Here is a 26,710-nt window from a genome sequence, read left to right as displayed (position 1 = left end):
CCAGGCCATCGGGAACGGCAGGGCGGCCACTCCTTCGGAACCACCCAACGGCAAGAAACCATCAGCCACACCCCACCGTCCCGGGCATCCGGGGCATCAACCCCAGACAATCAACAACCTTATGGAGAAACCATGTCTCGTCTCACCTGGGCGGTCAGAGCCGGTGTGGCTCTGCTGGGCACCACCGCCACGATCGCGATGGGCGCCGGCCCGGCGCAGGCCGCCTCGACCGGTGCGGCCTCGGTGTCCGGCTCCAAGCTCGTCTTCCAGGCCGGCAGCGGCCTCGCCAACCAGGTGCTGGTCACGGAGTCCGGTGGCACCGTGACCATCGACGACAAGTACCGGATCAAGCCGGGCAAGGGCTGCGCGGCGGTCGCCGGCGACAGGACCAAGGTGACCTGCACCGGCGCCAAGTACGCGAGCATCCGCCTGGGCAGCAAGAACGACATCCTGGTCAACAAGACCGGCCTGATCGTGTACGCGTTCGGCTCCACCGGCGACGACTACCTCTCCGGCGGCCAGGGCAAGGACTACCTGCACGGCGGCTCGGGCAACGACACGATCTTCGGTGCGGACGGCAACGACTGGCTGTACGGCGAGAGCGGCAACGACAACCTCAACGGCGGTTACGGCGCCGACCGGCTGGACGACGGCAGCGGCAACGACCGGTCCAACGGCGGTGCCGACAACGACACGCTGGTGGAGAGCGCCGGCAAGGACAAGCTCTACGGCTCGGCCGGCAACGACTACCTGCTCGCGAGCGGCCGCACCGAAGCCGACTACTTCAGCGGCGGCGACGGCACCGACGTGGTCGACTACTTCGGCGCGAAGAAGCCGGTCACCGCGGACGCCGACGGGGTCCGGGGCGACGACGGCATCAAGGGCGGCAAGGACACCATCGCCGGCGACGTCGAGAACCTCTCCGGCGGCTCCGGCAACGACACCCTCATCGGCTCCGCCGGCGGGAACGTCCTGCACGGTGGCGGCGGCAACGACCGCCTCTACGGGCAGGGCGGCGACGACGCGCTCTTCGGCGACACCGGGCACGACCTGCTGAACGGCGGCACCGGCAACGACACCCTCACCGGCGACGGCTCGGTGCACCACGACACCGAGAAGCTCTACGGCGACGTGCTGGTCGGCGGCCCCGGCGTGGACCTGGCCAACTACCACGGCTACTGGGAGCCGATCACCGTCGATCTGGACGGCCGGTCCGGCGACGACGGCGTCAAGGGCGAGCACGACTCGGTCGGCGCCGACGTCGAGAACCTGACCGGCGGCTACGGCTCGGACACGCTGACCGGCAACGCCTCGAACAACGTCATCATCGGCGGCGACGAGGGTGCCGACAAGATCCAGGGCGGCGCGGGCGACGACCGGCTCATCGCCGGCAGCGAACCGGGCGCCACGGCCGACGGTGGCCGGGACGCACTCGACGGCGGCACGCACGTCTCCGGTGACGCGTGCAGCTACAACGCGGACGAGGACACCGCGGTCAACTGCGAGAGCTGACACTTCGGATCACGGGGAGGAAACACCATGGGACGTAGGGCACTGCCGTTACGCGCCGGCGCCGTCCTGTTCACCACCGCGATCGGGGCCGGCCTGGCGGCGGCACCGGCGCAGGCCGCCGCGACCGGCGTGGTGAGCTTGCCGTCCGGCACCTACCAGGTCAGATACACCGCCGCCGGGAAGGCCGCCAACAAGGTGGTCGTCACCCGTTCCGGCCGGACGGTCACCGTCGACGACCGGGTCCGGCTCAAGGCCGGCAAGGGCTGCAAGGCGGTCAAGGGCGACGCGACCCGGATCCGCTGTACGTTCAGCGGCACGATCGACCAGTGGAGCCTTCTGGTCGACCTGGGCGACCGGTCCGACTCGCTGGTGAACGACACCGGCCTCCGGATGCGCGCCCACGGCGGCACCGGCAACGACACCCTGCGGGGCGGGACGTTCTCCGACGACCTGTTCGGCGGCACCGGCAACGACCGCGTCTGGGGCAACGGCGGCCGCGACCACCTCGAGGGGAACAGCGGCGCCGACCGGCTCTCCGGCGGCGGCGACCATGACCTGATCAGCGGCGGCACGGGCAACGACACCCTGTGGGGCGGCTCCGGCATCGACCGCCTCACCGGCGGTTCCGGTACCGACGCCCTGTACGGCGGCGCCGATGGCGACGACCTCGACGGCGGCACCGGCGCCGACCTGCTGCGCGGCGACTCGGGAACCGACCACGCGAACTACGGGAGCCGCCGGGACGCCGTCTTCGCGGACCTGGACGGCGCCCGCGGCGACGACGGCGCCAAGGGTGAGCGGGACACCATCGCCGGTGACGTGGAGGGTCTCGTCGGTGGACTCGGCAACGACGTCCTGACCGGCAACAACGGACCCAACACCGTCAACGGCGGCTCGGGCGCGGACCGGATCACCGGTGGCGGCGGCAACGACCGGCTCAGCGGTGGCGGTGGCCGGGACGTGATCGACGGCGGCGCCGGCGACGACCACGTGAAGCCGGACTTCACCGAGACCGAGAGCGGCGACGACGGCCCGGACGTCATCGACCCGATCGCCGCCGATGTGGTGCGCGGCGGCAGCGGTGTCGACACCGTCGACTACTCGGACCGTCAGCGCAACCCGGTGATCGTCGACCTCGACGGCGCGCCCGGCGACGACGGCCGGTCCGGTGAGGGCGACACGGTCGGCGCCGACGTCGAGAACGTGCTCGGCACGATCTACGGCGACCGGCTGACCGGCAACGCGTCGGCGAACGATCTCCGCGGCGGTGCGGGCAACGACGTCCTGCTCGGGCTGGACGGCGCGGACCGGCTCTGGGGCGAGGCCGGCGACGACGACCTGAGCGGCGAGGACCCGTCCGGTGTCCAGGCCGCCGACCAGCTCGACGGCGGCTCGCAGTACTCCGCCGGCGACCTGTGCCGCGCCTTCCCGTCGGACGTGCTCTCCGGATGCGAGCGCTGAGACGGGGCTGGTGATCCATGGGTACGGTCGGGCGGGTGCGTCTCATCCGCCCGGCCGTCGCCCTGGTGACGGCACTTTCCCTGATCACGGTCACCGCCTCGGCGAGCCGGCCGCCGGAGCGCCCGGTGATCGCCCTGACCGACGTGCTTCCCGCGGTCGCCGAGGCGAGCCCGGCCCCCGGTGACGGCTTCCGGCTCACCTCCGGCACCGTGATCACCGCGTCCGGTGCCGCGGCGCCGGTGGCCGGGCGGCTCGCGGAGGCTCTCCGGCCGGGCACCGGATTCCCACTACCGGTGGTGGCGGACAGTGGGGCGCGGGCGATCGCCCTGGTGCTGGAGCCGGGCCATCCGGACGAGGGCTACCGCCTCGACATCGGCCCGGCCGGCGTCACCTTGCGGGCGACCCGGCCGGCGGGGCTGTTCGCCGGGGTGCAGACCCTCCGCCAGCTGCTGCCGCCGGAGATCGAGTCGGATGCACCGCAGCGGCGCCGCTGGGTCCTTCCCGCCGGCACGATCGTGGACGCGCCCCGGTACGCGTACCGGGGCGCCATGCTCGACCTGGCCCGCCACTTCCACGAGCCGGCCGAGATCCGCCGCTACCTCGACCAGCTCAGCCGTTTCAAGATCAATCACCTGCACCTGCACCTGAGCGACGACCAGGGCTGGCGCATCCGGATCGACAGCTGGCCGAAGCTCACCGAGGTGGGCGGGGCGCCCGGCACCGGAGTGGGCGGCGCCGGCGGCGGTTTCCTCACCAAGGACGACTACCGGGAGCTGGTCCGGTACGCCGCCGACCGGTTCATCACGATCGTCCCCGAGATCGACATGCCGGGCCACGTGAACGCCGCACAGGTCGCCTACCCCGAACTCACCTGCGACGGGGTGGCGCCGCGACCAAGGACCGACATGCGGGTCGGGTACAGCTCCCTCTGCGTCTCCGCCGACGTCACCTACCGGTTCGCCGAGGACGTCATCCGTGAGCTGGCCGAGATGACGCCCGGGCCGTACCTGCACGTCGGCGGGGACGAGGCGATGTCCACGCCGCACGGCAGCTACCTGACCTTCCAGAAGCGGGTGCTGCCGCTGGTCCGGAAATACGGGAAGATCCCGTACGGCTGGCACGAGATCGCCCAGTCCCCGTCCGCGGCCGGCGCGGTGATCCAGTTCTGGGGCCGGGAACGGAACAGCCCCTCGGTGGCGACCGCCGTGGCCGCCGGCTCCCGGGTCGTCCTCTCCCCGGCGAACCGCTCCTACCTCGACATGAAATACGACATGCTCACGCCGGGCGGGCTGGCGTGGGCCGGGTACATCGAGGTCCGGACCGCGTACGACTGGGACCCGGCCCGGCTGCTGTCCGACGTACCGGAAAGCGCGATTCTCGGGGTCGAGGCCCCGCTCTGGTCCGAGACCCTCCGGGATTCCGGCGACATCGACTTCCTGGCCTTCCCGCGCCTCGTGGCGATCGCCGAACTTGGCTGGTCACCGCGGGCGGCGCACGACTGGTCATCCTTTCGTGCCAGGTTGGGCGCCTACGGTCCACGCTGGATCCGCGACGGGGTGGGATTCCACCGCTCACCACAGATCAACTGGTCCTGATCAATCGATGAATTTCTCGGTACGGGGGAGAAACATGTCTCGACTCACCTGGGCGGTCAGAGCCGGCGTGGCCCTGCTCGGCACCACCGCCACGATCGCGATGGGCGCCGGTCCCGCCCAGGCTTCCTCCACCAGCGTGGCCTCGGTATCCGGGGGCAAGCTCGTCTTCCAGGCCGGCAACGGTCTCGCCAACCGGGTGGTATTGACCGGGATCTTTGGCACCGTGACCATCAACGATAAGTACAAGATCAAGGCCGGAAAGGGCTGCACGGCGGTCGCCGGCGACAAGACCAAGGTGACCTGCACCGGCGCCACGTACGCAAGCATCCACCTCGGCAGCCGCAACGACAGCCTGGTCAGCAAGGTCGACCTGCACGTGTACGCGTTCGGCTCCACCGGCGACGATAACCTCGTAGGCGGCTGGGGCCAGGACCACCTGCACGGCGGCTCGGGCAACGACGTCCTCGACGGCGGCGCCGTCGACGACCGGCTGTACGGCGAGAGCGGCAACGACACCCTCAACGGCGGCGACGGCGACGACCGGCTGTACGACGGCAGCGGCGACGACATCCTCAACGGCGGCGCCCACAACGACTCACTGGTGGAAAGCGCCGGCAAGGACAGGCTCTACGGCTCGTCCGGCTACGACAGCCTGTTCCCAAGCGGCCGCACCGAGGCCGACTTCTTCAGCGGCGGCACCGGCGTGGATACGGTCGACTACCGCAACGTGACGAAGGCGGTCACCGCGGACGCCGACGGGGTCAAGGGCGACGATGGCGTCAAGGGCGACAAGGACACCATCGCCACCAACGTCGAGAACCTCTTCGGCGGCGCCGGTAACGACACCCTCATCGGCACCGCCGGCAGGAACCTGCTGATGGGTCGCGGCGGCAACGACCGCCTCTACGGGCAGGGCGCCGACGACGCGCTCTATGGCGACATCGGGCACGACCTGCTGAACGGCGGCGCCGGCAACGACCGGCTGACCGGCGACAACGCGTGGGAGCACAAGCCCGGGAAGCTCTACGGCGACGTACTGGTCGGCGGCCCCGACGTGGACGAGGTCGACTACACCGGTTTCAAGGAGCCGATCACCGTCGACCTGGACGGCCAGTCCCGCGACGACGGCGCCCAGGGCGAGCACGACTCGGTCGGCGCCGACGTCGAGAACCTGAACGGCGGCTGGGGATCGGACACCCTGATCGGCAACGCCGCGAACAACGTCATCATCGGCGGCTACGGCTCCGACACGATCCAGGGTGGCGCGGGCGACGACCAACTCCACTCCTCCAGCTACAACACCAACTTTGCCGACGGTGACCGGGACACCGTCGATGGCGGCACACACGTCTCCGGTGACACGTGCAGCTACAACGTGGACGAGGACAACGCGATCAACTGCGAGAACTGAAGCATTTTGTACGGGGGAAGGACCATGCACATGTCTCGTCGCACCTGGCTGACCAGAGCCGGAGTGGCGCTGCTCAGCACCACCGCCGCGGCCGGAGCGTTCGCCGGCCCGGCACAGGCGGCCTCCACCGGCCTGGCCTACATCGCCTTCGACTCCAGCGGCCCCAAGGTCATCTACACCGCCGGCTCCGGTAAGACCAACGCGGTCGTGGTCAGCGGCAACAGCGGTGTGATCACCATCGACGACCGGGTGACCGTGAAGGCCGGCAAGGGCTGTAATGCGGTCAAGGGCGACAAGACGAGGGTCCGTTGCACCGACCCGAAGCCGATCGCCAAGGTCCGGGTCGGGCTCGGCTCCGGCAACGACAGCGTCGTCAACAAGTCCAGCCTGCGGTTGCACGCGTGGGGCGGCAGCGGCAACGACCGGCTGACCGGCGGCCCCCGCGAGGACGAGCTGCACGGCGACACCGGCGCGGACCGGATCTACGGTCTGGGCGGCGACGACCGGCTCTACGGTCACGACGGCAACGACGTGATCTACGGCAGCACCGGGAACGACTTCATCGAGGGCGGCAAGGGCAACGACCGCGAGTACGGCGGCGCCGGCAACGACGTCCACGCGCAGGGCAGGGACACCAAGTCGGCCGACGCGGACCTGGTCGACGGCGGCGCCGGTATCGACGAGGTCTCCTACTTCCACCGCCGGAAGGCGGTCACCGCCGACTCCGACAGCGGCAAGCGCGACGACGGCCGCAAGGGCGAGGGCGACACCCTCACCCGCATCGATGATTTCACCGGCGGCTGGGGCGACGACCGGCTGACCGGCGGCAACGGCCCCAACCTGCTGCAAGGCCAGAACGGCGACGACGTTCTGGTCGGCGGGGGCGGCAACGACTGGTTCCGCGACACCTACGGCGGCAACGACAAGCTCTACGGTGGCGCCGGCGACGACCGGTTCGACACCGGCGCGGGCGCCGACCTCATGCTGGGCGGCACCGGCTCGGACACGGTGAACTACACCCACCACTCCGGACCGGTCATCGTCGACCTCGACGGCGCCGCCGACGACGGCCGGGCCGGCGAGCGGGACACCGTCGGCGCGGACGTGGAGAACATCTACGGCTCCGCCTACAACGACGTGCTCACCGGCAGCGGCGGCGGCAACCTGCTCGTGGGCCTCGCGGGTGACGACATGATCCGCGGCGCCGGCGGCAACGACGTCACGGTCGGCGGCGCCGGTCTGGACAAGGTCTACGGCGAGGCCGGCGACGACGCCCTGTCCGGCGGGGATGCCACGGACGGCAGCGCCGACCTCCTCGACGGCGGCGACAACGCCACCGCGACCGGCGACAACTGCGTCGTCGGTACCGTGGTGAACTGCGAATACTCGAAGCCGTTCAGTGTTCCGGTGCTCAAGGAGTACGGCGAGCTCTGATCGCCGGGTACGAAGAAGGGCCGCTCCCGATCCGGGAGCGGCCCTTTCTCGTACCTCAGGCCTTGGTGACCGCCGGACGGCGGCCCGCCACCACCTCGTCGTCGGTCACCGGGAAGTGACACGCGGTCAGGTGGCCGGACGGGTCGTCGAGCCGCTCGATCAGCGGCGGCTCCTCGGTCGCGCAGATGTCCTGCGCCTTCCAGCAGCGGGTGCGGAACCGGCAGCCGGACGGCGGGTTGATCGGGCTCGGCACGTCGCCGGTGAGCAGCACGCGCTCGCGCTGCGCGCGATCACGGCGGACCGGGTCCGGCACCGGGACCGCGGACATCAGAGCCACGGTGTACGGGTGACGCGCCCGGCTGTACAGCTCGTCCCGGTCGGCGATCTCGACGATCTTGCCGAGGTACATCACGGCGACCCGGTCGGAGATGTGCTTGACCACCGACAGGTCGTGCGCGATGAACACGTACGTCAGGTCGAACTCGCTCTGCAGGTCCTCGAGCAGGTTCACGACCTGGGCCTGGATCGACACGTCGAGGGCCGAGACCGGCTCGTCGGCGACGATCATCTTCGGGCGCAGAGCCAGCGTACGGGCGATGCCGATGCGCTGCCGCTGCCCGCCGGAGAACTCGTGCGGGTACCGGTTGTAGTGCTCCGGGTTCAGACCGACCAGCTTGAGCAGGTCCTGCACGGCCCGCTTGATGCCGTGCTCGGTCTTGACGTTCTGGATCCGGAACGGCGCCCCGACGATCGCGCCCACGGTGTGCCGCGGGTTCAGCGACGAGAACGGGTCCTGGAAGATCATCTGCATGTCCCGCCGGAACGGGCGCAGCTTGCCCTGACCCAGGTGGGTGATGTCCTTGCCCTCGAAGGTGACCGATCCGCCGGTCGGTTCGAGGAGCCGGGTGAGCAGCCGGCCGGTGGTCGACTTGCCGCAGCCGGACTCGCCGACCAGACCCAGCGTCTCGCCCTTGAAGACCTCGAAGTCGATGCCGTCGACCGCGCGGACCGCGCCGACCTGGCGGCGCATCAGGCCCTTGACGATCGGGAAGTGCTTCTCCAGCCCTTTGACCGCCAGCAGTGGTTCCTGGGTCATGACTAGGCCTCCAGCTTCGGTTTCACTTCTTCCACCCAGAGTCGCTGCCGCTCCTCGGTGGGGAGGTGGCAACGGACCAGGTGGTTGGTGCCGCCGGCCCGGGTGAGCTCCGGCACCACGGTGGTGCCCAGGCCGCCGGTCCGCTCCTCGTACACGCAGCGCGGGCTGAAGGCGCAGCCCTTCGGCAGGTTGATCAGCGAGGGCGGGGAGCCGGCGATCGGCACCAGCCGCTCCTGGACCGGACGGTCCATCCGCGGCATCGAACCGAGAAGACCCCAGGTGTACGGGTGTTCCGGCTGCTCGAAGATGGTGGCGGCGGAGGCGTACTCGATGCAGCGGCCGCCGTACATGACCAGCACGTCGTCGGCGAGCTCGGCCACCACGCCGAGATCGTGGGTGATCACGATGAGGGCCGAGTTGAACTCCGCCTGGAGATCGTGCATCAGGTCCATGATCTGGGCCTGGACGGTCACGTCCAGGGCCGTGGTGGGCTCGTCGGCGATCAGCAGGTGCGGGTCGTTGACCAGCGCCATCGCGATCATGGCGCGCTGCCGCATACCACCGGAGAACTGGTGCGGGTAGTCGTCCACCCGGCGGTCCGGCTGCGGGATGCCGACCCGGCCCAGCATGTCGACCGCGTGCTTGCGGGCCACCTTCTTGGAGACGTTGTGGTGGACCCGGTACGCCTCCACGATCTGGTGACCGACCGTGTAGTACGGGTGCATCGCGGACAGCGGATCCTGGAAGATCATCGCCATCTGGTTCCCGCGGAGCTTGCGCACGTCGTCCTGGGAGGCGGAGACGATCTCCTTGCCGTCCAGCCAGATCTCACCGGAGATCTTCGAGTTACGGTGGTTGTAGATCCCCAGGATGCCCAGGCTGGTCACCGACTTGCCGGAGCCCGACTCGCCCACGATGCCGAGGGTCTTGCCGCGCTCCAGCTTGAAGTTCAGCCCGTCGACGCTACGGACCACGCCGTCGTCGGTGGGGAAGTGAATCTTGAGGTCCTTGACCTCGAGGAAAGCCTGCCCGTCCGGCATCAGCCCAGCCTCACTCTCGGGTCGACGACCGCATAGAGCAGGTCCACGATCAGGTTCGCGACGACCACGAAGAACGCGGCCATCAGGGTCACGCCGAGTACCTTCGGCAGGTCGTTGTTGGTGATCGCGTCGACCGCGTACTTGCCCAGGCCGGGCAGCGAGAACACCTGCTCGGTGAGCACGGCGCCGCCCAGGAGCAGACCGAAGTCGAGACCGAAGATGGTCAGGATCGGGGTGAGCGCGGCGCGCAGGCCGTGCTTGACGTTGACGTCCCGCTCCCGCAGGCCCTTGGCCCGCGCGGTACGGATGTAGTCCTCACCCATCGTCTCCAGCATCCCCGCACGGGTGAGCCGGGCGTACTGGGCGGAGAACTGCAACGCGAGCACCAGCCACGGCAACAGCAGGGCGTACGCCCATTCGCTGGGGCTCTCGGTGAACGGCGTGTAGCTACCGCCGGGCGCCGTCCAGTCCAGCGTGTAGCTGAACACCAGCAGCGACACCATGCCGGTGAAGAAGATCGGCATCGAGACGCCGGCCAGCGAGAAGGTCATCGCGGACCGGTCCAGGAAGGAGCCCCGGCGCAGCGCCGACAGCGTGCCGATGGAGAGTCCGAGGAGCAGCCAGAGGATCGCGGCGCCGATGGCCAGCGACAGGGTCACCGGGAGGCGGTCGACCAGCTCGGGCCAGACCGGCTGCTTGGTGATGAACGAGTAGCCGAAACACGGGGCCGGGCAGTGCTCGACCGTCGCGCCCAGGTTGTAGTCGGCGCCGACGAAGATGGCCTTCACCCAGCGTCCGTACTGCAGCCAGAGCGGGTCGTAGAAGCCCAGCTTCTCGGCGATCAGATGAACCGTCTCCGGTGTCGCGGCACGGCCCACGTAGCGGGTCGCGAGCGTTTCCGGAGTCGCCCCGACGAGGCGCGGGATCAGATAGAAGATCCCGAAAGTGGCGGCGCTGATGATGAAGAGCAGCACGACTGCCGCGAAGAGACGCCTGATGATGTATGTGATCACAGAGTCCGGCTGAGGACGGCCGGCCCGGGGTCTCCGGGCCGGCCGCCTGCTGCCTTCACCTACCTATCGAGGTGTAGTGCGAGTCGGGAACGGGTTACGCGACACCCAGCGACAGGTAGTCGTACATGTTGTACGCGTCGCTGACGAAGACGTTGGTCAGCGTCTTCGGGCGGATGAGCAGGCTCTTCGCGGTGACGCCGGGAAGAATGACAGCCTCTTCCATGACGCGCTTGTCGATCTGGGCCCAGTAGGCGTCACGCTTCGCGGCGTCGGTCTCCGCGGAGGCCTTGTCGAGAAGCTGGTCGACCTCGGGGATCCGGACGCTGGTGTTGGACGAGCCACCGGTCTCCCGGATGACCCGGCTGTCCACGATCTGCGACAGGAAGCCGAAGCCGTCGTTCCAGTCCGCGCCCCAGCCGTTCAGGTTCATGCCCAGCTTGTTGTTCTTCACGTACGGCGGGTTGCCGGCGTACTGGGAGAAGTAGTCACCCTGCGGGAACGGCTTCAGCGTGAGCTTGATGCCGACCCGGGCGAGCGACTGCTGCAGCGCCTCGGCGGTCGCCTTCTCCTTCGGGCGCTCGGCCCGGTACGCGATGTTGGTCTCGAAGCCGTTCGGCTGGCCACAGGCGGCCAGGTGCTCCTTGGCCTTGGCCACGTCACCGGTGCCGTCGGCCGAGGGGTACAGGTCGAACTTCTCGTAACCCGGGATCATCGGGGGCAGGATCGTCCCGGTGATCTCGCCGCCGGCGAGCGGGCCGCCGTACGCGGTCTGGTAGCCGACCTTGTCCGCGGCGTACTCGATGGCCTTACGGCAGTCGATGTTGTCCAGCGGGGCCACCGTCGGGTTGATCGAGGTGTACCAGAGCCGGGCCAGGGTGGGGTTGTCGGTGCTGGCCTTCAGGGTCGGGTCGCCGACCACGCGGCCGAGGGTCGCCGGCTGCACGCCGGTGCCCACCACGTCGACGTCCAGGTCGCCCGAGAGCAGCCGGTTGTCGATGTCGTCCGCGTTGACGTTCAGCTGAACCTCGTACGCGTCCGGAAGCGCCTTGCGGTTCGGGTCGGTCGCCGCGTCCCACTTGTCGTTACGGACCAGCTTGAAGCTCTTGCCGAGCTCGTTGGTCTCGAACTTGTACGGGCCCGTGGAGACCACGTGCTCCTTGTACTTGGCGCCGGTGTCCTTGGCCTCCGGAACCGGAACCGTCTGCGGCAGCGCGGCGAAGTAGTCGAAACCACCGAAGGCCTGCTTCAGGTGGAAGACGATCGTCTGGTCGTCCGGCGTGGTGATCGCCGAGTCGGTGTTGACGCCCTTGGACTTGTACGGGCCCTTGTAGCCCGCCGGCAGGTTGAGGAAGCCCTCGAAGTACGCCGGACCGTTCGGGAACGTCTCCTTGTCGATGGAGCGCAGCACCGCGTACTTCACGTCCTTCGACGTGACCTCGGTGCCGTCCTCGAACTTGACGCCCTTACGGATCTTGTACGTCCAGGTCTTGCCGCCGTCGCTCGGCGTGCCCAGGCCCTCGGCCAGGTCGGGGGTGACCGTGTTGCCCTCGGCGCCCGGAACCGGCTTGAACATGAGCAGGCCACGGCCGTACAGGCGGAGGAAGTTCCACGAGTAGCCGTAGTAGGTCTCACCCGGGTCGAGGGTGTCCCAGTCGCCGGAGTTCGCCAGGCGGATGGTGCCGCCCTTCTTGTCCGACGGGTTGTAGACCTGGGTCAGAGCCGCGTTGAACTCCGGCTTGGCGCCCCCGGAGCTGTCCGACCCCTTGTCATCACTCCCGCCGCACGCGGCGGCGGAGAGAGTAAGCGCCAGCGCGGCCGTACCGGCCACCAGCGCTCTCGATTTGCGCATCACTTTTCAGCAACCTCCCTGGTGGAACGGTTCGGGTCCGAACCGCACGGCTGGTGGGAATGCGATCGGCGCCATGTCAGCGCCGCCCCTTGGGATCGAGCGCGTCACGCAGGCCGTCGCCGAAGAGGTTGAACGCGAGCACGGTGATGAAGATCGCCATACCCGGGAAGAACATGAAGTGCCAGACCGTGTAGAACCGGGCGGCCTCCGAGAGCATCCCGCCCCAGCTCGCCGTGGGCGGCCGGATACCGACACCGAGGAACGAGAGCGCCGCCTCGAACAGGATGTTCGTCGGGATCAGCAGCGTCGCGTAGATCAGGATGGGCGCCACCAGGTTCGGCAGCATCTCCTTGAAGATCACGTACGGGCCACGGGCGCCGAGGCTCCGGGCCGCGTCGATGAACTCCCGCTCCCGCAGCGACAGCGTCTGACCGCGAACGATCCGGCCGATGTACGGCCAGCTGAAGAACCCGATGATGAAGATCAGCAGGGAGATCCGCAGCGCGTCGCCGGAGAGCCCGAACGCCTCGTCCGGGATGACACCGGCCAGCGCGATCGAGAAGACCAGCAGCGGGAACGCCAGGAACACGTCCATCGCACGGCTGATCAGCGAGTCCACCCAGCCACCGAAGTAGCCGGCCACCACACCCAGGGTGGCACCGATGACCACCGACAGCAGCGTCGCCAGGAAGGCGATCAGCAGCGAGATCCGTGCACCGTAGACGACCCGGCTGAAAATGTCCCGGCCGTTCTGCGGCTCCACGCCGAAGAGGTGCTCACCGCTGATGCCGGTGCCACCCTTCGGGACGAGGGTGCTGGTGTCGATCAGGTTCTGGTGGAATTCGTTCGGCGGGTGGCCGAAGGCGTCCACGATCCACGGCGCGAAGACGGCCACCAGGATCAGGAAGACGACGACCGATCCGCCGGCCATCGCGACGCGGTCCCGCTTGAGGCGGGTCCACGCGATGCGCCCGAGAGAGCGGCCTTCGATGGCCTTGCCGGAAGCCGTCCCCTCAGCGGGGTCCGGGACCACCGGAAGCTGGTCCGAGACCGTGCCGGGTCCAACGACCATGTGAAGTGTCCGGTCCTCTCCCGGCCGACCGAACGGCAGGAGTCCACGGCCACCGGGCACGGGCACACGGGGCCCTGACCGATGACGATGGCCCACGCAGCGAACGGCAACCGATCGGTTAACGCATGCCTCGAGTGCCGACCCCCGTCGCACCGGCCCAGATCAGACCGACGCCACGAAGGCACTCGACGGCGGGTGTGGCCGCCATCGAGAGGAACATTCACCTAGCGCGGTACCTCGGGTCAAGCTCACGGACCGCACACGGACGGTTCCGTGTCTCCTCCGTGATATTGCTGTGACCTAGATTCCGAACAAACGGAAAGTATTCCTATAAGGCGTCGATACCGGCCATACCGGGGCATTGCGTTACTGCACCGTTACAAGAGGTTAATTCAGACCGCGCGTCGCCCTTCAAATGCGCGACCGAGAGTGATCTCATCGGCGTACTCCAGATCGCCGCCGACCGGCAGCCCACTCGCCAGGCGGGTCACGGCGATCCCCATCGGCTTCACCAACAGAGCCAGATAGGTCGCAGTCGCTTCACCCTCCGTATTCGGATCAGTGGCCAGGATCAGCTCCCGCACCTCCCCCGTCCCGAGACGGAGAAGCAGCTCGCGGATGCGCAGATTGTCCGGCCCGATGCCCTCGAGCGGATTGATCGCCCCACCGAGCACGTGATAGCGGCCCCGGAACTCCCCGGTCCGCTCGATCGCCACGACGTCCTTCGGCTCCTCCACCACACACAGCACCTCATTGGTACGGCGGGTGTCCCGGCAGACCCGGCACTGCTCCGACTCGGCCACGTTGAAGCAGGTGGTGCAGAAGCGGACCAGCTCCTTCACCTTGCGCAGCGCGGTGGCCAGCCGGTTCACATCGGCCGGATCCGCGGAGAGGACATGGAACGCGATGCGCTGCGCCGACTTCGGGCCCACGCCCGGCAGCCGGCCCAGCTCATCGATCAGGTCCTGGATGGCGCCTTCGTACACGGATCAGAACCCCGGCAGGGAGAAGCCGCCGGTGGCCGGGCCCATCTTCGACTCGGCCAGCTCGCGCTGCGCCTCGGCCGCGTTGTGGATCGCCGCGAGCACCAGATCCTCCAGCGTCTCCACGTCCTCCGGGTCCACGGCCTTCGCATCGATCTTCACCGACTTGAACTCACCGAGACCGGTGACCACCACGGTGACCAGGCCGCCGCCCGCGGTGCCGGTCAGCTCCGCCGCCGCCAGCTCGGCCTGCGCCTGCGCGACCTGCTGCTGCATCTTCTGCGCCTGCTTCATGATCTGCTGCATGTTCGGCTGTGCACCGGGGCGCATGGCACCGCTCCTCAACTAGTGATTCCGTAGTCAACCGTCAATACCGCACGGCGGTCGACGTTACCGCCGTCAGCGTAACCGCCACCCTCTCCATGCCCGGGACGATGCCGCCGGACACCCCGTGCCACCGCCCGGACCGGACAGGACAGCGGTCGCCCGCCACACCGTGACCAGACCGGCCCCGCGACCAGCCGCCGCGCAGAGGCCCTTCTCGTCGTGGGCTGGCCGCCTCAGAGCTCGCCGATCTTCTCCGCGCCGAAGGCCGCGCGGAGCAGCTGCATCGCCTGTTCCTCGCTGCTCTGCCGGGCCGTCTTCTCGTCGATCACGTCGTCGAGCGGCTCATCGCCGGGATCGAACCCGTCGAAGCCCGCGCCCGACGGTGGCGGGCCGTCGTACTCCGGGTCGTAGGGCGCCTCCTCCGTCGGCGACCCGTCGGACCAGGACGATCCACCGGCCGCGGGCCGCGCCGGCCCCGCGCCACGCGCCCCGGCCAGAACCGCACGCGCAGCCGCGGCGCCACCCCCAGAGGCATCCTTTCCGGTACGCGCGGCCGCGCGCGCCGCCTCCATGGCAGCCGACCGGGCAGGCGCCCCAGGAGCCGCCGGACGTGCGGGCACCGCCGGAGCCACCGAACGTGCCGACGCGGGGGTCGCCGGGACCGCCGCCCCGCCGAACGCCGAGCCGCCCCCGACCGCACCTCCCACCGGTCGCGCCGTCGCCCCCGTCGTGGAAGGCCCTGCTCCCACCGCCGCCCGCGCCCCGGCGATCCCGGCCGGCGCCCCGGCGGCCCCGGCAGCCGCCGCGGCGTGCCCGCCGGAGGTCCCGGGAGATCCCGCAGTCGCCGCAGGATGCCCACCGGAGACTCCCGGGTCCCCCGCAGATGCCGAAGGATGCCCGGTAGACGCCGGGGAAGCCCCCGGCACGACGGAAGGTCCTACCGACCCCACGAAAGGCCCCGTCGTGACACCACCCGCTGATGCCCCGGACCCGGCACTTGCCGCCGGATTCCCTGGCCGGGCGGGTTCCGGCCATTCGTTTGACGCGCTCGCCGGGGCCGGCGAGCCGGATCGTCCGCCACCCGGCCTGACCGGCTCGGGCCAGGAATCGTCGCCCGCCGCGGACCCGGCTCGCACCGGATCACCCGGACGCGACCCTCCGGAGCGGTCCGCCGAGGCGGGCGGACGCGCGGTCTCCGGCCAGCCGCCCTCACCGGCCCCTGACGCGCCCAAAGCCGAGGCAGGCGGGCGGACCGGCTCAGGCCATCCACTCTCACCGGCACCCGCCCCGCCCGAAACCGGGGCAGGCGGGCGAGCCGGCTCAGGCCAGCCGTCGCCACCCGCTGCCGAGGAGTCCGGGTGCTGATGAGCTGATTGCGCGGGACGGTCCGTCGCGCTCGGGCGGGCGGGCTCGGGCCGGCCCGAATCCGGAGACGGGGCTCGCCAGGCCTCGCCGCCGCCCTGTGGAGGCCGGGCGGGATCCGGCCAACCGTCGTCTCCGCCGGACGGGCCCGTGGAGGGCCGGCCGGCGGTTGCGGGCCCCTGACCGTCCGCGACGCGTGCCGGGTCACCCGAGGCAGGCGGGCGGGCCGCCGGCCAGTCGTCGCCGCCGGACGGGCCTGTGGAGGGCCGGCCGGCGGTTGCGGGGCCCTGACCGTCCGCGACGCGTGCCGGGTCGCCCGGGGCAGGTGGGCGGGCCGCCGGCCAGTCGTCGTCGGCGTCGGCGGACGGGCCGCGCTGCGCCGGACGGGACGGTCGGGGCTCGGAGCGGCCGGTGTTGCGTTCCGGGCCCGCGTTGCGTTCCGGAGCCGCCGTGTGGGCGCGGTTGGCGCCGCCGGACCGGTTGTTGCCGGACGTGCCGCGCGCCGGACCGGAACCCGGCGGGTCGCCGACCTCGCAGCGGACCTGCCAGCGACCGCCGAGTGCGCTGGCGAACTCGTCGGCGAGCAGCTCGTTCAGGTTCCGCATCCGGGCGACCAGGCCCGCGGTCGGCGCCGTGATGATCACATCCTGGCCGTCGACACGGCCGAGTGCCACTCCGTGCGACTGTGCGGCGCTGACCCGCTGGTTGTTCTGCCCGAGTCGCTCCCAGACGGCCCGCACGCGATCGAAGCCGGAGACCTGGGGCGCGGGCGGCTCGTCCTCCCACGGGGGCTCTTCGTCGTAGTCGTCCTCCACCGGACCGGCGGCTCCGGGGTGCGGTCGCCCGTCCGCGACACCGTTCCAGTCCGGCTCTGAACCGGCCACATCGGCCTGCTGGACACCGGACGGCGCCGGAGAGTCCGCCTGACCGCCGGCCGCCTGAGCGGGAACCGCTTGCGCGGCCGGAGCGGGAACGGCTGGCGCGGGTACCGCTTGCGCGGCGGGAGAAGCGGGAACGCCCTGCGCGGCGGGAGAAGTTGGAACGCCCTGCGCGGCGGACGGAGCGGGAACGGCCTCCGCTGCGGACGAAGCGGGGGCCGCCGGGGAGACCGGGCGGACGACAGCCGGGCCCGGCCGGGACGAGGCGGCTCGGGCAGCGGCCATCGCGGCCGCCTTCGCGCCACCACCGGCACCGCCACCGGCCGCGGCGCCCCGGGACGCGTCGCTCGCGGGCGGGTGCTCACCGCGTACCTCATCGGAAGCGGACGGCCCGGCGGCGCCGATCGGAGCGGAAGCCGGACCCGAGGCCGCGACGGGCGCGGACGGCGTGAGGGTGACGCCCCGCTCGAGGCGCTCCAGACGCTGGAGCAGGGCCGCCGACGACGCCTCCGCCCCCGGCAGCAGCATGCGCGCCGTGAGCAGCTCCAGCAGGAGCCGGGGCGCGGTCGTGCCGCGCATGTCGACCAGGCCGTCGTGCAGGATGTCGGCGCAGCGGGAGAGCGTGGCCGCGCCCAGCCGGTCGGCCTGCCTGGCCATCGCCTCCAGCTGGTCGGCCGGGCCGTCGATCAGGCCCTTGGCCACCGCGTCCGGAACCTGCTGGAGGATGATCAGGTCACGGAGGCGTTCGAGCAGGTCGGAGGCGAACCGCCGGGGTTCGTGGCCGGCCTCGGCGACCCGGTCGATGGTGGCGTAGGCGGCGGCGCCGTCGCCGGTGGCCAGCGCGTCGCACATCTCGTCGATCAGGGTGACGTCGGTGACGCCGAGGAGCGCGACGGCCCGGTGATAGGTGACGCCCTCCGGGCCGGAGCCGGCGATCAGCTGGTCGAGGATCGACAGGCTGTCCCGGGCGCTGCCGCCGCCGGCCCGCACGACCAGCGGGAACACCGACGGCTCGACGGTGACGCCCTCGGCGTCGGTGAGCTGTTGCAGGTACGGCCGGAGCACCGGCGGCGGGATGAGCCGGAACGGGTAGTGGTGGGTCCGTGAGCGGATGGTGCCGAGGACCTTGTCCGGCTCGGTGGTGGCGAAGATGAACTTCACATACTCCGGGGGCTCCTCGACGAGCTTGAGCAGCGCGTTGAATCCGGCCGACGAGACCATGTGCGCCTCGTCGATCACGTAGATCTTGTAGCGGCTGTTGGCGGGCGCGAAGAACGCCTTCTCCCGCAGCTCACGGGCGTCGTCGACACCACCGTGGCTGGCCGCGTCGATCTCGATGACGTCGATCGAGCCGGTGCCGTCGTTGGCCAGCGACCGGCAGGAGGTGCAGACTCCGCACGGCTCGGGGGTGGGACCCTGCTCACAGTTGAGCGAGCGGGCCAGGATGCGGGCGCTGGAGGTCTTGCCGCAGCCCCGTGGGCCGGAGAAGAGATAGGCGTGGTTGAGCCGCCCGCTGCGCAACGCCTGCGACAGCGGCTCCGTGACGTGCTCCTGGCCGATGACCTCGGCGAAGGTGCGCGGACGGTACTTGCGATAGAGGGCGAGAGCCACTCCTGCCACCTCCTGAAGACCGCGTCATTCTCCGTCGAGGGTCTGACAAGAACAAACGGCGCGCCCCGGAAGAGGACCGGAAACGAAAGGACCCCCCGTGCACCCGCCAGAGCCCGCTTATCCTTGCTGCCTTCCGGCCCTGGGGAGGTTCACGAGATACACGCCGCACGAGGGGCTGATCACAAGCCTACCCGGTACGCCGCGTGCCACACAGACCCCCTCCCCGCGCGTGCCGGACCGGAGAGCCTCTGTATTCTGGCGCACGGAGGATTCGCCTAGAGGCCTAGGGCGCACGCTTGGAAAGCGTGTTGGGTTAACACCCTCACGAGTTCGAATCTCGTATCCTCCGCCAGCTTCACCAGCGGAAACATGCAAGGCCGGACCCAGCGGGTCCGGCCTTCTCGCTATCCGGCCTCCGCCGCGCGGCGGAGCGCCTTCTTGATCATCTCGGGTGCCATGGCGTCGTCCGGCACGGTGAGTTGGATGGCGACCGTGCGCTGGAGGATCAGGTATTTCTGCCAGGCCTTCTCCGCCGGGAACCGATAGATCACCGTCTCCCCCGCCGAACTCTTCCGCGTCGCTCCGCACTTCTCCGCCTGATCGGCGAGGATGCGAAGACCTCCGCTGGCGGGTGAGGTGAAGAGCAGCATGTGCTCCTCGATGCTCTTGCCGGACTGGTTGAGGAGAGTGATGCCGGCGATGTAGTAGGCGCCCTCGGTGCGGTAGCCGGGCCACGCCTCGTCCAGCAGGAAGTCATCGAGCAGCTCGCAGCTCTCCGGCCATGCCGGCCCGCCGTCGCATGCTTCGCCGAGCTGGAACGCCTTCTTGTACGTCCCGTCGAGCTCGGCCGTCGACCACGTGTCGCCGACGGTGAGCAACCAGCGCGGCCGAGTCTCGACAGCACACGGCGCCGGCGATGGCTGCCCGGATGCGACGGCACTCGACGACGCGGGCGGCGCCGCCGAGGGAAGACTGGACGGAGGCTGGGCATCGCCGGCGTCACAGGACGCGAGCATGCTCCATGCCAGCACGGCGCCTACTGCGCGAACGCGGGGTTTCATCGACATCCCTTGATGATCGAAGGTGGCGTCCACTCGACGCGGTGGATGCCGCGGACTCGGAACGGAGTTCGAATCCAGCCAGGCCTCACCAGGGCAGACGTTGAAGGCCGGGCCGGCCGGCCCGGCCTTCGGTCGTTGCGGACCCGGCGTCGGCCGGCCGGTGGAGCGGGTCTATTGTCGGTGACGAAAACAGTGCGGGCGTGGGCCGGCTCCCGATCGGCGCCGGCCCTCGCCTCCTTCACTTCTTGATCTTGTAGGTGGCGGAGACGGCGCGACCGTCGTAGTGACCGGTCCGCTTGGCGATCACGGTCAGGGTCAGCCTCTTCCCGGCCCACGACTTCTTGATCTTCAAGGACGACGTCACCGCGACCAGCTTGCCGTTCACGCGCCACTCGTACCGGTATGAGGTCGGCTTGGGTGACCAGGCGCCCACCGTGGCCTTGACCGTCCGGCCCGCCTTCACCGTGCCGTTGATCTTCGGCTTGGCCGACGCCTTCGGCGCGGCGCCGTAACCCACCACCGCCGCGCTCGAGGACGCCCGGGTGGAGATCCGGTCGGCACGCTTCGCGGTCACGGTCACCCCGAGGCGTTTCCCGCGCAGAGAGGCCGGGATCTGGTACGACGAAGCGGTCGCCCCCGCGATCACCACCCCGTTCGCCGTCCACTGGTACGAGTACGACGCCGGCGCCGGATCCCAGGAACCCACCGCGGCCCGCACCGTCGAGCCCACCCGCACCGACCCGGTGACCGCGGGCGCCCGCAGGCTCCGGAACGGCTCGAGCGTGACGGGGACGCAGGGCCCGTCGTCGCAGGTGGTCTCGGCCCGGAACGGCAGGTTCGCGTTCGGGGTCTTCGGCGCCAGCACGAACAGCGCGATCGCGGACGGCTGCTCGTACGGCAGGTTCACCTGGCAGCCGCGGCCGCCCTCGGCGATCGAGCAGGAGGTGATCCCGTCGTCGGTCAGGGTGGTGAAGTAGTACGGCTCCGGCGTCTCGGTTCCGCCACCGGTGTTGCTCAGCGCCACCGTGAAGCTGCTCCGGTTCTTCACCGGCACCGACACGCAGACGGCGGTCCGCTGGTCGGAGAGGGTTGCGGCGAGCGGGCCGACACCCGTCACCGGGCACTGGGCGACCGGCTGCCCAGCGCTGGTCAGCCGCCAGGTGTCCACCCGGTACGGCACCTGCTGCCCGTCCACCGCCGGCCAGACGAAGATCTGGTAGGCGGTCGAGCCGCCGGCCCGGCACGGCACGACGTACCCCGCGCAGCGGTCGGCGCCGGACGCGTCGGTGATCCAGTAGCGGGCGGCGTACCCGGTGCTGCGCACGCCGAGCCAGTATTTGTCGGCCGCCGACGCGGTGACCCGGTAGCAGCGCACCTCGTCGTCGGTCCGCAGGGTGCCGGCCAGCGCCGGACCGCCGAGCACCGTGTTCGACGCCTTCTCGCACCGCGCTCCGGCCGGGCTGTAGTCCTCCCGGTGGATCCGGTACTGGAAGCCGGTGGCCGCGGCGGTCAGCACCACGCTGTACGCCTTACCGGTCGCGAACTTGCAGCGCAGGAGCTGGGCGGAGGCGTACCGGGCGCTGCCGCAGACCTGCTTGCCGGTGTCGTCCCGGACCGAGATCGAGGCCCAGCCGTCGTGGCCGGTGACCGGGGCGTACCCGATGATCTCGGCGGTCGAGTGCCGGTCCGCCGGGATGGTCCAGCAGGTGGCGAACCGGGTCGCCGAGAAGGCGGTGTCCACGCCGACGGTGGCGCCGATCGCGCCCTGCGGCAGGACGGCGCACCCGCTCACCCGGTCGGTCCGCTGCACGACCACGGCGTAGTCGCCGGTGGCCGCGCCGTCCGGAGCGTTCAGCAGGATCCGGTACGGGGCCCGGCCGGTCAGCACGCAATCGTTGGTGGCGCACAGGTCGACGCCGTCGGCGTTGATCAGCGTCCAGTCCGGACGGGCGGCGCCGGTCACCTTCGCCGGGTACAGCAGCCCGATCGAGGCGCCGGCCGAAGCGGTCAGCTCCAGGCAGTCGGTCTCGCCCGCGACGGTGCCCGAGCCCCGCACCGCGCCGCCGGAGATGCCCTGGTCGGAGACCTGGACACAGCCGGTGGCGGTGGGCCGGGCGAACACCGTGGCGTACGCGGTCTCGGTCACACCGGAACCGGCGATCAGCGTGTAGCGCCCGGCGGCCGGGAAGTTGCAGAGGCCCCCGGCGGTACACACGTCCCGTCCCTGGGCGTCGTACACCTGCGCCGACGTCTCGTAGCCGCGGGCGTCGACGACCCGCACCAGGTGGCGGCCGGCGGCCGGGACGTCCAGCAGGCGGCAGCGGTTGGTGTCCGGCGCACCGGCCGGGCCGGTCCCGAACGAGCCGGGCGTCACGACCACGCATCCGGTGGGCGCGGAGAGGCGCCGGATCTGGTGACTCAGCTCGCGGTCGCCGTCGTTCAGGACCACCAGACGGTACGGGCCGGAGCCGGGCAGCGCACAGCCGTCCACCTCGTCGTACTCCTGGTCGGCGCAGATCCTCGCGCCGGTCCGGTCGGAGATCCAGGCCTGGCCGGAGCCGGACACGTACGAGAGGATCCGCTCGCCGGGCGTCGCGGTGAACGGGAGGCAGAACGCCTGCAACGGTGACGTGGGGGTGATCCGGACGGCCGGTTGGTCCCAGGCGGTGCCGGTCGCGGCCGCACAGCCCTGGTCGGTGTTCAGGTTCAGGAACGCCACCCGGTACGCGTGGGTCTCCCACTCGTCGTTGCGCAGCCACAGCGTGTACGTCCCGGCCTCGGCCAGGTCGCAGGCGCCGCCCCATTCGGAGCACACCACCCCGCCGGCGTTGCTGAGCTGCCAGTCGAGCTGGCCCTCGGTGCGGATCCGTTTGAGGCCGGCCGACGCGCGTACCACGAGGCAGTCGAACATGTCCGGCTCGACCTCGCCGGTGGCCACCTGGTCGTCGGCGAGGTCCCCGAAGCCGGCTTCACGCAGGGTGCCGCAGCCGACCGGGGTGTCCGTGCGGACCAGCCGGAACCGGTAGCCGACCGCGCCGCCGTACTCGTCGGCCACGAAGACGGTGTGCACGCCGTCGACGGCCACCGTGCAGGTGCCGTCGCCGAACTGGATCGGGCAGATCGGCTCGCCGTCCGGGTTCTCGATCCGGCCGCGGACGTCGACGGTCCCGCCCTCGGTCGCGGCCGTTCCGGTGAGCTGGGCCTCCAGGCGCATGCCGGCCGTGCCGGTGAACCGGTAGCAGTCGCCGGCCGAGCCGCGCGGCAGTGTGCCGGTCCGTGCCGGGCCGTCGACGGTGAAGTCGGCGGCGTCCAGCGTGGTGCAGCGGGACGGCCGGTCGTGGGAGTCCAGGCCCAGGGCGTACGACGCCGTGCCCCGCCCGTGGTAGAGGTAGACGTCGATGGTGTGCACGCCGGGGGTGGCGATCACGCATTCCCCGAAGTAGGGGCCGGGGAAGCAGGAGTCACCCGTCACCCGGGCCTGTGCCGTGTCACCTTCGACGTGGAACTGGGTGTGGATCCGCTCGTTCGCCACCGTGGTCCGGAAGGTCCAGGTGTGGTGCTCGGTGCCGGCGATCGCGTCGCAGGTGACCGGCGTGCCGAGGGCGATCTCCCCACCGCAGGAGACCGTCCGCGTCGGTTCCGGAGTGGCCGTCGAGCCCGTCGAGCTCGTCGAGCCGGATTCGGGCGAGAGCGTGGGTGTGGGTGTGGGCGCCGGCTCCGACGGCGTGGGAGAGATCGAGGGGGACGGGGATGCCGACGGCGCCGGGGTGGCCGCATGGGCGGCTCCCGGCAGTCCGGTCGCGATCAACAAGCTGCCCAGCAGGGCGGCGCTCCAACGCCTCATGCGCATGTGCGGATCTTGGCAGCCGCGCACATTGCCCGATGCCTAGCTCCCACCATTCGGGAAACGCCAGGTCATTCGTGGCGACGAAACCGTCCCGGCCTAGATCTGAGCGGCCGCAATCGCGTCGTCGACTTCGGGAAAGATCGCAAAATATCGGCTCAGACCGACCGTTTCCATGAGCTGCGCGAGGAACGGATTGGCGCCGGCGAAACTCAGCCACCCGCCGCGCGCGGAGATCACCTGTTTACTCGTGATGAACGCGCTCAATCCCACCGAGTCGCAGAACTTCAGCCCGGTCAGGTCGACCACGATCCGCGGCACCGGGCGCTCCAGCAGGCCGGCCAGGGCCGCGGACAACTGACCGGCGGTGTCGGCGTCCAGTTCGCCGCGCAGGTGCAGCACGGCGACATCGGAGCGGTGATCGGTGACAGTGGCGTGCATGATGATCGGCTTCCTACCCGTGTGATGGGAATTTCAGGCTAGATCCAGAACTTCGCCACACACCGGACAGAGCGTGCGTCAGACAAACACGAACGGGCCGGACCCCATGTGGGATCCGGCCCGTTTCGAGGCTGGCCGGTTCAAAGTCAAGCATTTGCGGCGCAGCCTTTGGGGGGCTCCTGGCGCGGCTCCTAGAGCTCGCGCCACCGCCAGCGTGGACCACGCCACGCGTCGGCCAGGATCATCGCTGACGCCTTGCCGGGACACTGCTGCACCTTCGACTTGCCCTCGGGGCCGCCCATCTGGGCCTCGACCTCCCAGAGCGCGCCGTCCGTGCGGACGTAGACGTCCCGGCGCGCGAGCCGGACGTCGCCATTCCACCAGTGATGCTCAACTCTCACGTGTCAAATCTAGGACAGACATCGACGAACCTGGGTCGAGTGATTCTGTGAATTCTTCTCGCCGCCAGGTCGGAACCACATTGTCTGATCCGGTATATTTTGCCAGCGTGACTTGCGCGACACCCTATGCATTAGGGCCGCGCATGTCCGGCTACGCACCGTGACTCCATGCTCTGAACTGCGACGTAACACAGCCGTTACAACATGCGGGCTGATCATGGAGAACGTCCGAACGGATGAGCCGCGCCTCCGGCGCTCGGCCGACCCGCCAACCGGCGACGGAGCGTAACAGGATCGCGGTCTTAAAGACAGAGAGCCCGGTCCATCGGACCGGGCTCTCTCGTGGCGGTGGCGGCGGGATTTGAACCCGCGGAGGGCGTAAACCCTCACACGCTTTCGAGGCGTGCTCCTTAGGCCACTCGGACACACCACCGGGAAGTACGTTACCCGACGCCCAAGCGTGCTTGCCGCCGGGTCACCCATAACCCGCCGCGACCCGGCTGACCTGGCAAGATCGTCCTTATCGACACGGAAGACGGAGAAATCGCATGAGCGTGCACATCGGTGGCAAGCCCGGGGACATCGCCGAACGGGTGCTGCTGCCCGGCGACCCGATGCGGGCGAAGTGGATCGCCGAGACCTTCCTGGAGGACCCGGTCTGCTACACCCAGGTCCGGGGGATGCTCGGCTTCACCGGCACCTGGCAGGGTGTCCGGGTCTCGGTGCAGGGTTCCGGCATGGGCATGCCGTCGGCCTCCATCTACACCCACGAACTGATCAACGAGTACGGCGTGCAGTCGGTCATCCGGATCGGCTCCTGCGGCGCCCTCGCCATGGACCTCAACCTGGGTGACGTGGTCGCGGCGATCGGCTCGGCCACCGACTCCAACATGAACCGGGCCCGGTTCGACGGTCTGATCGACTACGCGCCGGTCGCCGACTTCGGTCTGCTGCGCACCGCGGTGGACGTGGCCGAGGCGCAGGGCGTCCCGATCCGGGTGGGCCCGATCCTGGCCGCCGACGCCTTCTACACCGACCGCCCCGACCTGTACGACGCCCTCGCCGACTACGGGGTGCTCGCGGTCGAGATGGAGTCCGCCGCGATCTACACGATCGCCGCCCGCTACGGCGCCAAGGCGCTGACGATCCTCACCGTCAGCGACCACATCAAGCGCGGCGAGGCGATGGAGTCGGCCCAGCGCGAGCAGGGCTTCAGCAACATGGTGAAGATCGGTCTCGCGACAGCGATCGCGGACGCGTGACCGGCTGGCTGTGAGCGTTGTTCGAACTCCGTTCGGACAACGCTGGCAGCAGCTTGGATCGCTCAGCGGAAGAAGTCGCGCATCAGCCGCGCGCACTCGGGTTCCAGGACGCCGCCGTAGACCTCCGGACGGTGGTTGAGGCGGCGGTCCCGGACCACGTCCCAGAGCGACCCGACCGCCCCGGTCTTGGGCTCCCACGCGCCGAAGACCAGCGTCGACACCCGGGCCAGGACCAGGGCGCCGGCGCACATGGTGCACGGCTCCAGGGTGACCACCAGGGTGCAGCCCTCGAGCCGCCACTCGCCCAGCCGCGCGGCGGCCCGGCGGATGGCGAGGATCTCGGCGTGCCCGGTGGGATCACCGGTGAGTTCCCGCTCGTTGCCGGCGGACGCCAGCTCGGCGCCGTCCGGGCCGAGGATGACCGCCCCGACCGGGACGTCGTCGGGCGAGGTGGACGCGACGGCCAGCGCGCGCCGCATCCACTCCTCGTGCTGTCTGCGGCGTATCACGCCTCGCGCAGCTCCTCCATCTCGTCCCCGCAGCCGATCCGCTGGCAGATCTCGGCGGTGACGTCGGAGGGCAGCATCCCCTCCATGCCGCACAGGGCGAGCAGGCGCTGCGCGCTCAACCCGAGATCGCCGAGCAGTTCGGCGTCACCGACCGGGTCGGCGTCCGGTTCGGCCGGCTTGTCGTCCTCGTCACCCGACCCCAGGTCGTCCAGCCCGAGGGCCGGTGTCTCCACCTCACCGAGCAGCACCGATCCGATCCGCGACTCCTCGGCGAAGGCCGAGTCGGACCCGAAGACCCGCAGGTCCTCGCCCTCGTCCAGGCGCAGGATGGCGAGGTACTCGTCGTCGCTCTCGACGAACAACACCGCGAGGTCGGCGTCCGGCTCGGCATCCCGGAGCGCGTCCACCACCTCGTCGATGTCGGCCAGGCCAGAAAGGTCCAGCTCCGACGCCGTCCATCCGCTCTTGGCACGGGCGACAGCGGCAGCGAAAATCGACACGATTCCCCCAACGCGACTCTAATCTCTCAGCGCCTGACGGTAGCGGGT

At 70.2% G+C, this 26,710-nt stretch carries 20 protein-coding genes, 2 tRNA genes and 1 other RNA gene; 7 read left to right on the top strand and 16 right to left on the bottom strand.

From position 1 onward, the window contains the following. Nucleotides 1–132: 132 nt before the first annotated feature. The 5 genes from J5X75_RS19070 to J5X75_RS19050 are packed head-to-tail and all read left to right on the top strand — an operon-like array spanning nucleotide 133 to nucleotide 7,413. Entirely contained in the window at nucleotides 133–1,512 is a 1,380-nt protein-coding gene (locus J5X75_RS19070) for a calcium-binding protein (protein ID WP_208468741.1), read from the top strand. A gap of 27 nt (nucleotides 1,513–1,539) precedes the next feature. Further along, the gene (locus tag J5X75_RS19065; protein WP_208468740.1) at nucleotides 1,540–2,973 is read left to right on the top strand and encodes a calcium-binding protein; all 1,434 of its coding nucleotides are present in this window, start codon (nucleotides 1,540–1,542) and stop codon (nucleotides 2,971–2,973) included. 35 nt (nucleotides 2,974–3,008) lie between these two features. Next, entirely contained in the window at nucleotides 3,009–4,568 is a 1,560-nt protein-coding gene (locus tag J5X75_RS19060; RefSeq protein WP_307798150.1) for a beta-N-acetylhexosaminidase, read from the top strand. A gap of 34 nt (nucleotides 4,569–4,602) precedes the next feature. Beyond that, nucleotides 4,603–5,979, top strand: coding sequence for a calcium-binding protein (locus J5X75_RS19055; protein WP_208468738.1), 1,377 nt, complete (start codon nucleotides 4,603–4,605; stop codon nucleotides 5,977–5,979). 30 nt (nucleotides 5,980–6,009) lie between these two features. Next, on the top strand, nucleotides 6,010–7,413 hold the full coding sequence (locus J5X75_RS19050; RefSeq protein WP_208468737.1) for a calcium-binding protein: 1,404 nt from the start codon (nucleotides 6,010–6,012) through the stop codon (nucleotides 7,411–7,413). A gap of 55 nt (nucleotides 7,414–7,468) precedes the next feature. Here the strand turns inward: J5X75_RS19050 and J5X75_RS19045 are convergent, their stop codons facing one another. The 9 genes from J5X75_RS19045 to ffs form a co-directional block, all read right to left on the bottom strand. Next, on the bottom strand, nucleotides 7,469–8,509 hold the full coding sequence (locus J5X75_RS19045) for an ABC transporter ATP-binding protein (protein ID WP_208468736.1): 1,041 nt from the start codon (nucleotides 8,507–8,509) through the stop codon (nucleotides 7,469–7,471). A gap of 2 nt (nucleotides 8,510–8,511) precedes the next feature. After that, nucleotides 8,512–9,549 (bottom strand): ABC transporter ATP-binding protein, encoded by a 1,038-nt coding sequence (locus J5X75_RS19040; RefSeq protein WP_208468735.1) that lies wholly within the window; start codon nucleotides 9,547–9,549, stop codon nucleotides 8,512–8,514. Beyond that, nucleotides 9,549–10,562 (bottom strand): ABC transporter permease, encoded by a 1,014-nt coding sequence (locus tag J5X75_RS19035; RefSeq protein WP_208468734.1) that lies wholly within the window; start codon nucleotides 10,560–10,562, stop codon nucleotides 9,549–9,551. The genes J5X75_RS19040 and J5X75_RS19035 overlap by 1 nt, the downstream gene beginning before the upstream one ends. Before the next feature lie 94 nt (nucleotides 10,563–10,656). Beyond that, the gene (locus J5X75_RS19030; protein WP_208468733.1) at nucleotides 10,657–12,411 is read right to left on the bottom strand and encodes an ABC transporter substrate-binding protein; all 1,755 of its coding nucleotides are present in this window, start codon (nucleotides 12,409–12,411) and stop codon (nucleotides 10,657–10,659) included. A 76-nt stretch (nucleotides 12,412–12,487) separates the two neighbouring features. Continuing rightward, complete coding sequence (locus J5X75_RS19025) at nucleotides 12,488–13,483, bottom strand: ABC transporter permease (RefSeq protein ID WP_208468732.1); 996 nt, start codon at nucleotides 13,481–13,483, stop codon at nucleotides 12,488–12,490. A gap of 392 nt (nucleotides 13,484–13,875) precedes the next feature. Then, nucleotides 13,876–14,469 (bottom strand): recombination mediator RecR, encoded by a 594-nt coding sequence (gene recR / locus J5X75_RS19020; RefSeq protein WP_208468731.1) that lies wholly within the window; start codon nucleotides 14,467–14,469, stop codon nucleotides 13,876–13,878. 3 nt (nucleotides 14,470–14,472) lie between these two features. Then, entirely contained in the window at nucleotides 14,473–14,772 is a 300-nt protein-coding gene (locus J5X75_RS19015) for a YbaB/EbfC family nucleoid-associated protein (protein WP_221245901.1), read from the bottom strand. A gap of 254 nt (nucleotides 14,773–15,026) precedes the next feature. Then, complete coding sequence (locus J5X75_RS46020; protein ID WP_208468730.1) at nucleotides 15,027–18,644, bottom strand: DNA polymerase III subunit gamma and tau; 3,618 nt, start codon at nucleotides 18,642–18,644, stop codon at nucleotides 15,027–15,029. A gap of 83 nt (nucleotides 18,645–18,727) precedes the next feature. Then, nucleotides 18,728–18,824: signal recognition particle sRNA small type (gene ffs, locus J5X75_RS19005), an RNA gene on the bottom strand. Nucleotides 18,825–18,908: 84 nt separating this feature from the next. Here ffs and J5X75_RS19000 point away from each other — a divergent pair. Continuing rightward, a tRNA-Ser gene (locus J5X75_RS19000) sits at nucleotides 18,909–18,996 on the top strand. A gap of 52 nt (nucleotides 18,997–19,048) precedes the next feature. On the opposite strand, the gene J5X75_RS18995 is transcribed toward J5X75_RS19000, so the two are convergent. The 5 genes from J5X75_RS18995 to J5X75_RS18975 form a co-directional block, all read right to left on the bottom strand. Further along, nucleotides 19,049–19,522, bottom strand: coding sequence for a hypothetical protein (locus J5X75_RS18995; protein ID WP_208468729.1), 474 nt, complete (start codon nucleotides 19,520–19,522; stop codon nucleotides 19,049–19,051). A gap of 421 nt (nucleotides 19,523–19,943) precedes the next feature. Further along, nucleotides 19,944–23,555, bottom strand: a complete 3,612-nt coding sequence (locus J5X75_RS18990; RefSeq protein ID WP_208468728.1) for a hypothetical protein — start codon at nucleotides 23,553–23,555, stop codon at nucleotides 19,944–19,946. A 93-nt stretch (nucleotides 23,556–23,648) separates the two neighbouring features. Next, the gene (locus J5X75_RS18985) at nucleotides 23,649–23,990 is read right to left on the bottom strand and encodes an STAS domain-containing protein (protein ID WP_208468727.1); all 342 of its coding nucleotides are present in this window, start codon (nucleotides 23,988–23,990) and stop codon (nucleotides 23,649–23,651) included. A gap of 191 nt (nucleotides 23,991–24,181) precedes the next feature. Next, nucleotides 24,182–24,391: a hypothetical protein gene (locus J5X75_RS18980; protein WP_183224254.1), complete on the bottom strand. Its 210-nt coding sequence runs from the start codon at nucleotides 24,389–24,391 to the stop codon at nucleotides 24,182–24,184. 343 nt (nucleotides 24,392–24,734) lie between these two features. After that, nucleotides 24,735–24,824, bottom strand: a tRNA-Ser gene (locus tag J5X75_RS18975). 115 nt (nucleotides 24,825–24,939) lie between these two features. On the opposite strand from J5X75_RS18975, the gene deoD reads away from it, so the two are divergent. Beyond that, nucleotides 24,940–25,653 carry a purine-nucleoside phosphorylase gene (deoD, locus tag J5X75_RS18970; RefSeq protein ID WP_208468726.1) on the top strand — a complete coding sequence of 238 codons (714 nt, stop codon included), beginning with the start codon at nucleotides 24,940–24,942 and terminating at the stop codon, nucleotides 25,651–25,653. A gap of 62 nt (nucleotides 25,654–25,715) precedes the next feature. On the opposite strand, the gene J5X75_RS18965 is transcribed toward deoD, so the two are convergent. Further along, nucleotides 25,716–26,162 carry a nucleoside deaminase gene (locus J5X75_RS18965; RefSeq protein WP_208468725.1) on the bottom strand — a complete coding sequence of 149 codons (447 nt, stop codon included), beginning with the start codon at nucleotides 26,160–26,162 and terminating at the stop codon, nucleotides 25,716–25,718. Beyond that, nucleotides 26,159–26,662 carry a tRNA adenosine deaminase-associated protein gene (locus tag J5X75_RS18960; RefSeq protein WP_208468724.1) on the bottom strand — a complete coding sequence of 168 codons (504 nt, stop codon included), beginning with the start codon at nucleotides 26,660–26,662 and terminating at the stop codon, nucleotides 26,159–26,161. The genes J5X75_RS18965 and J5X75_RS18960 overlap by 4 nt, the downstream gene beginning before the upstream one ends. Nucleotides 26,663–26,710: the final 48 nt, after the last annotated feature.

This window comes from Actinoplanes flavus (genome assembly GCF_017592555.1).
GTDB lineage: Bacteria > Actinomycetota > Actinomycetes > Mycobacteriales > Micromonosporaceae > Actinoplanes > Actinoplanes flavus.
This window is presented reverse-complemented; position numbering and strand designations above follow the sequence as displayed.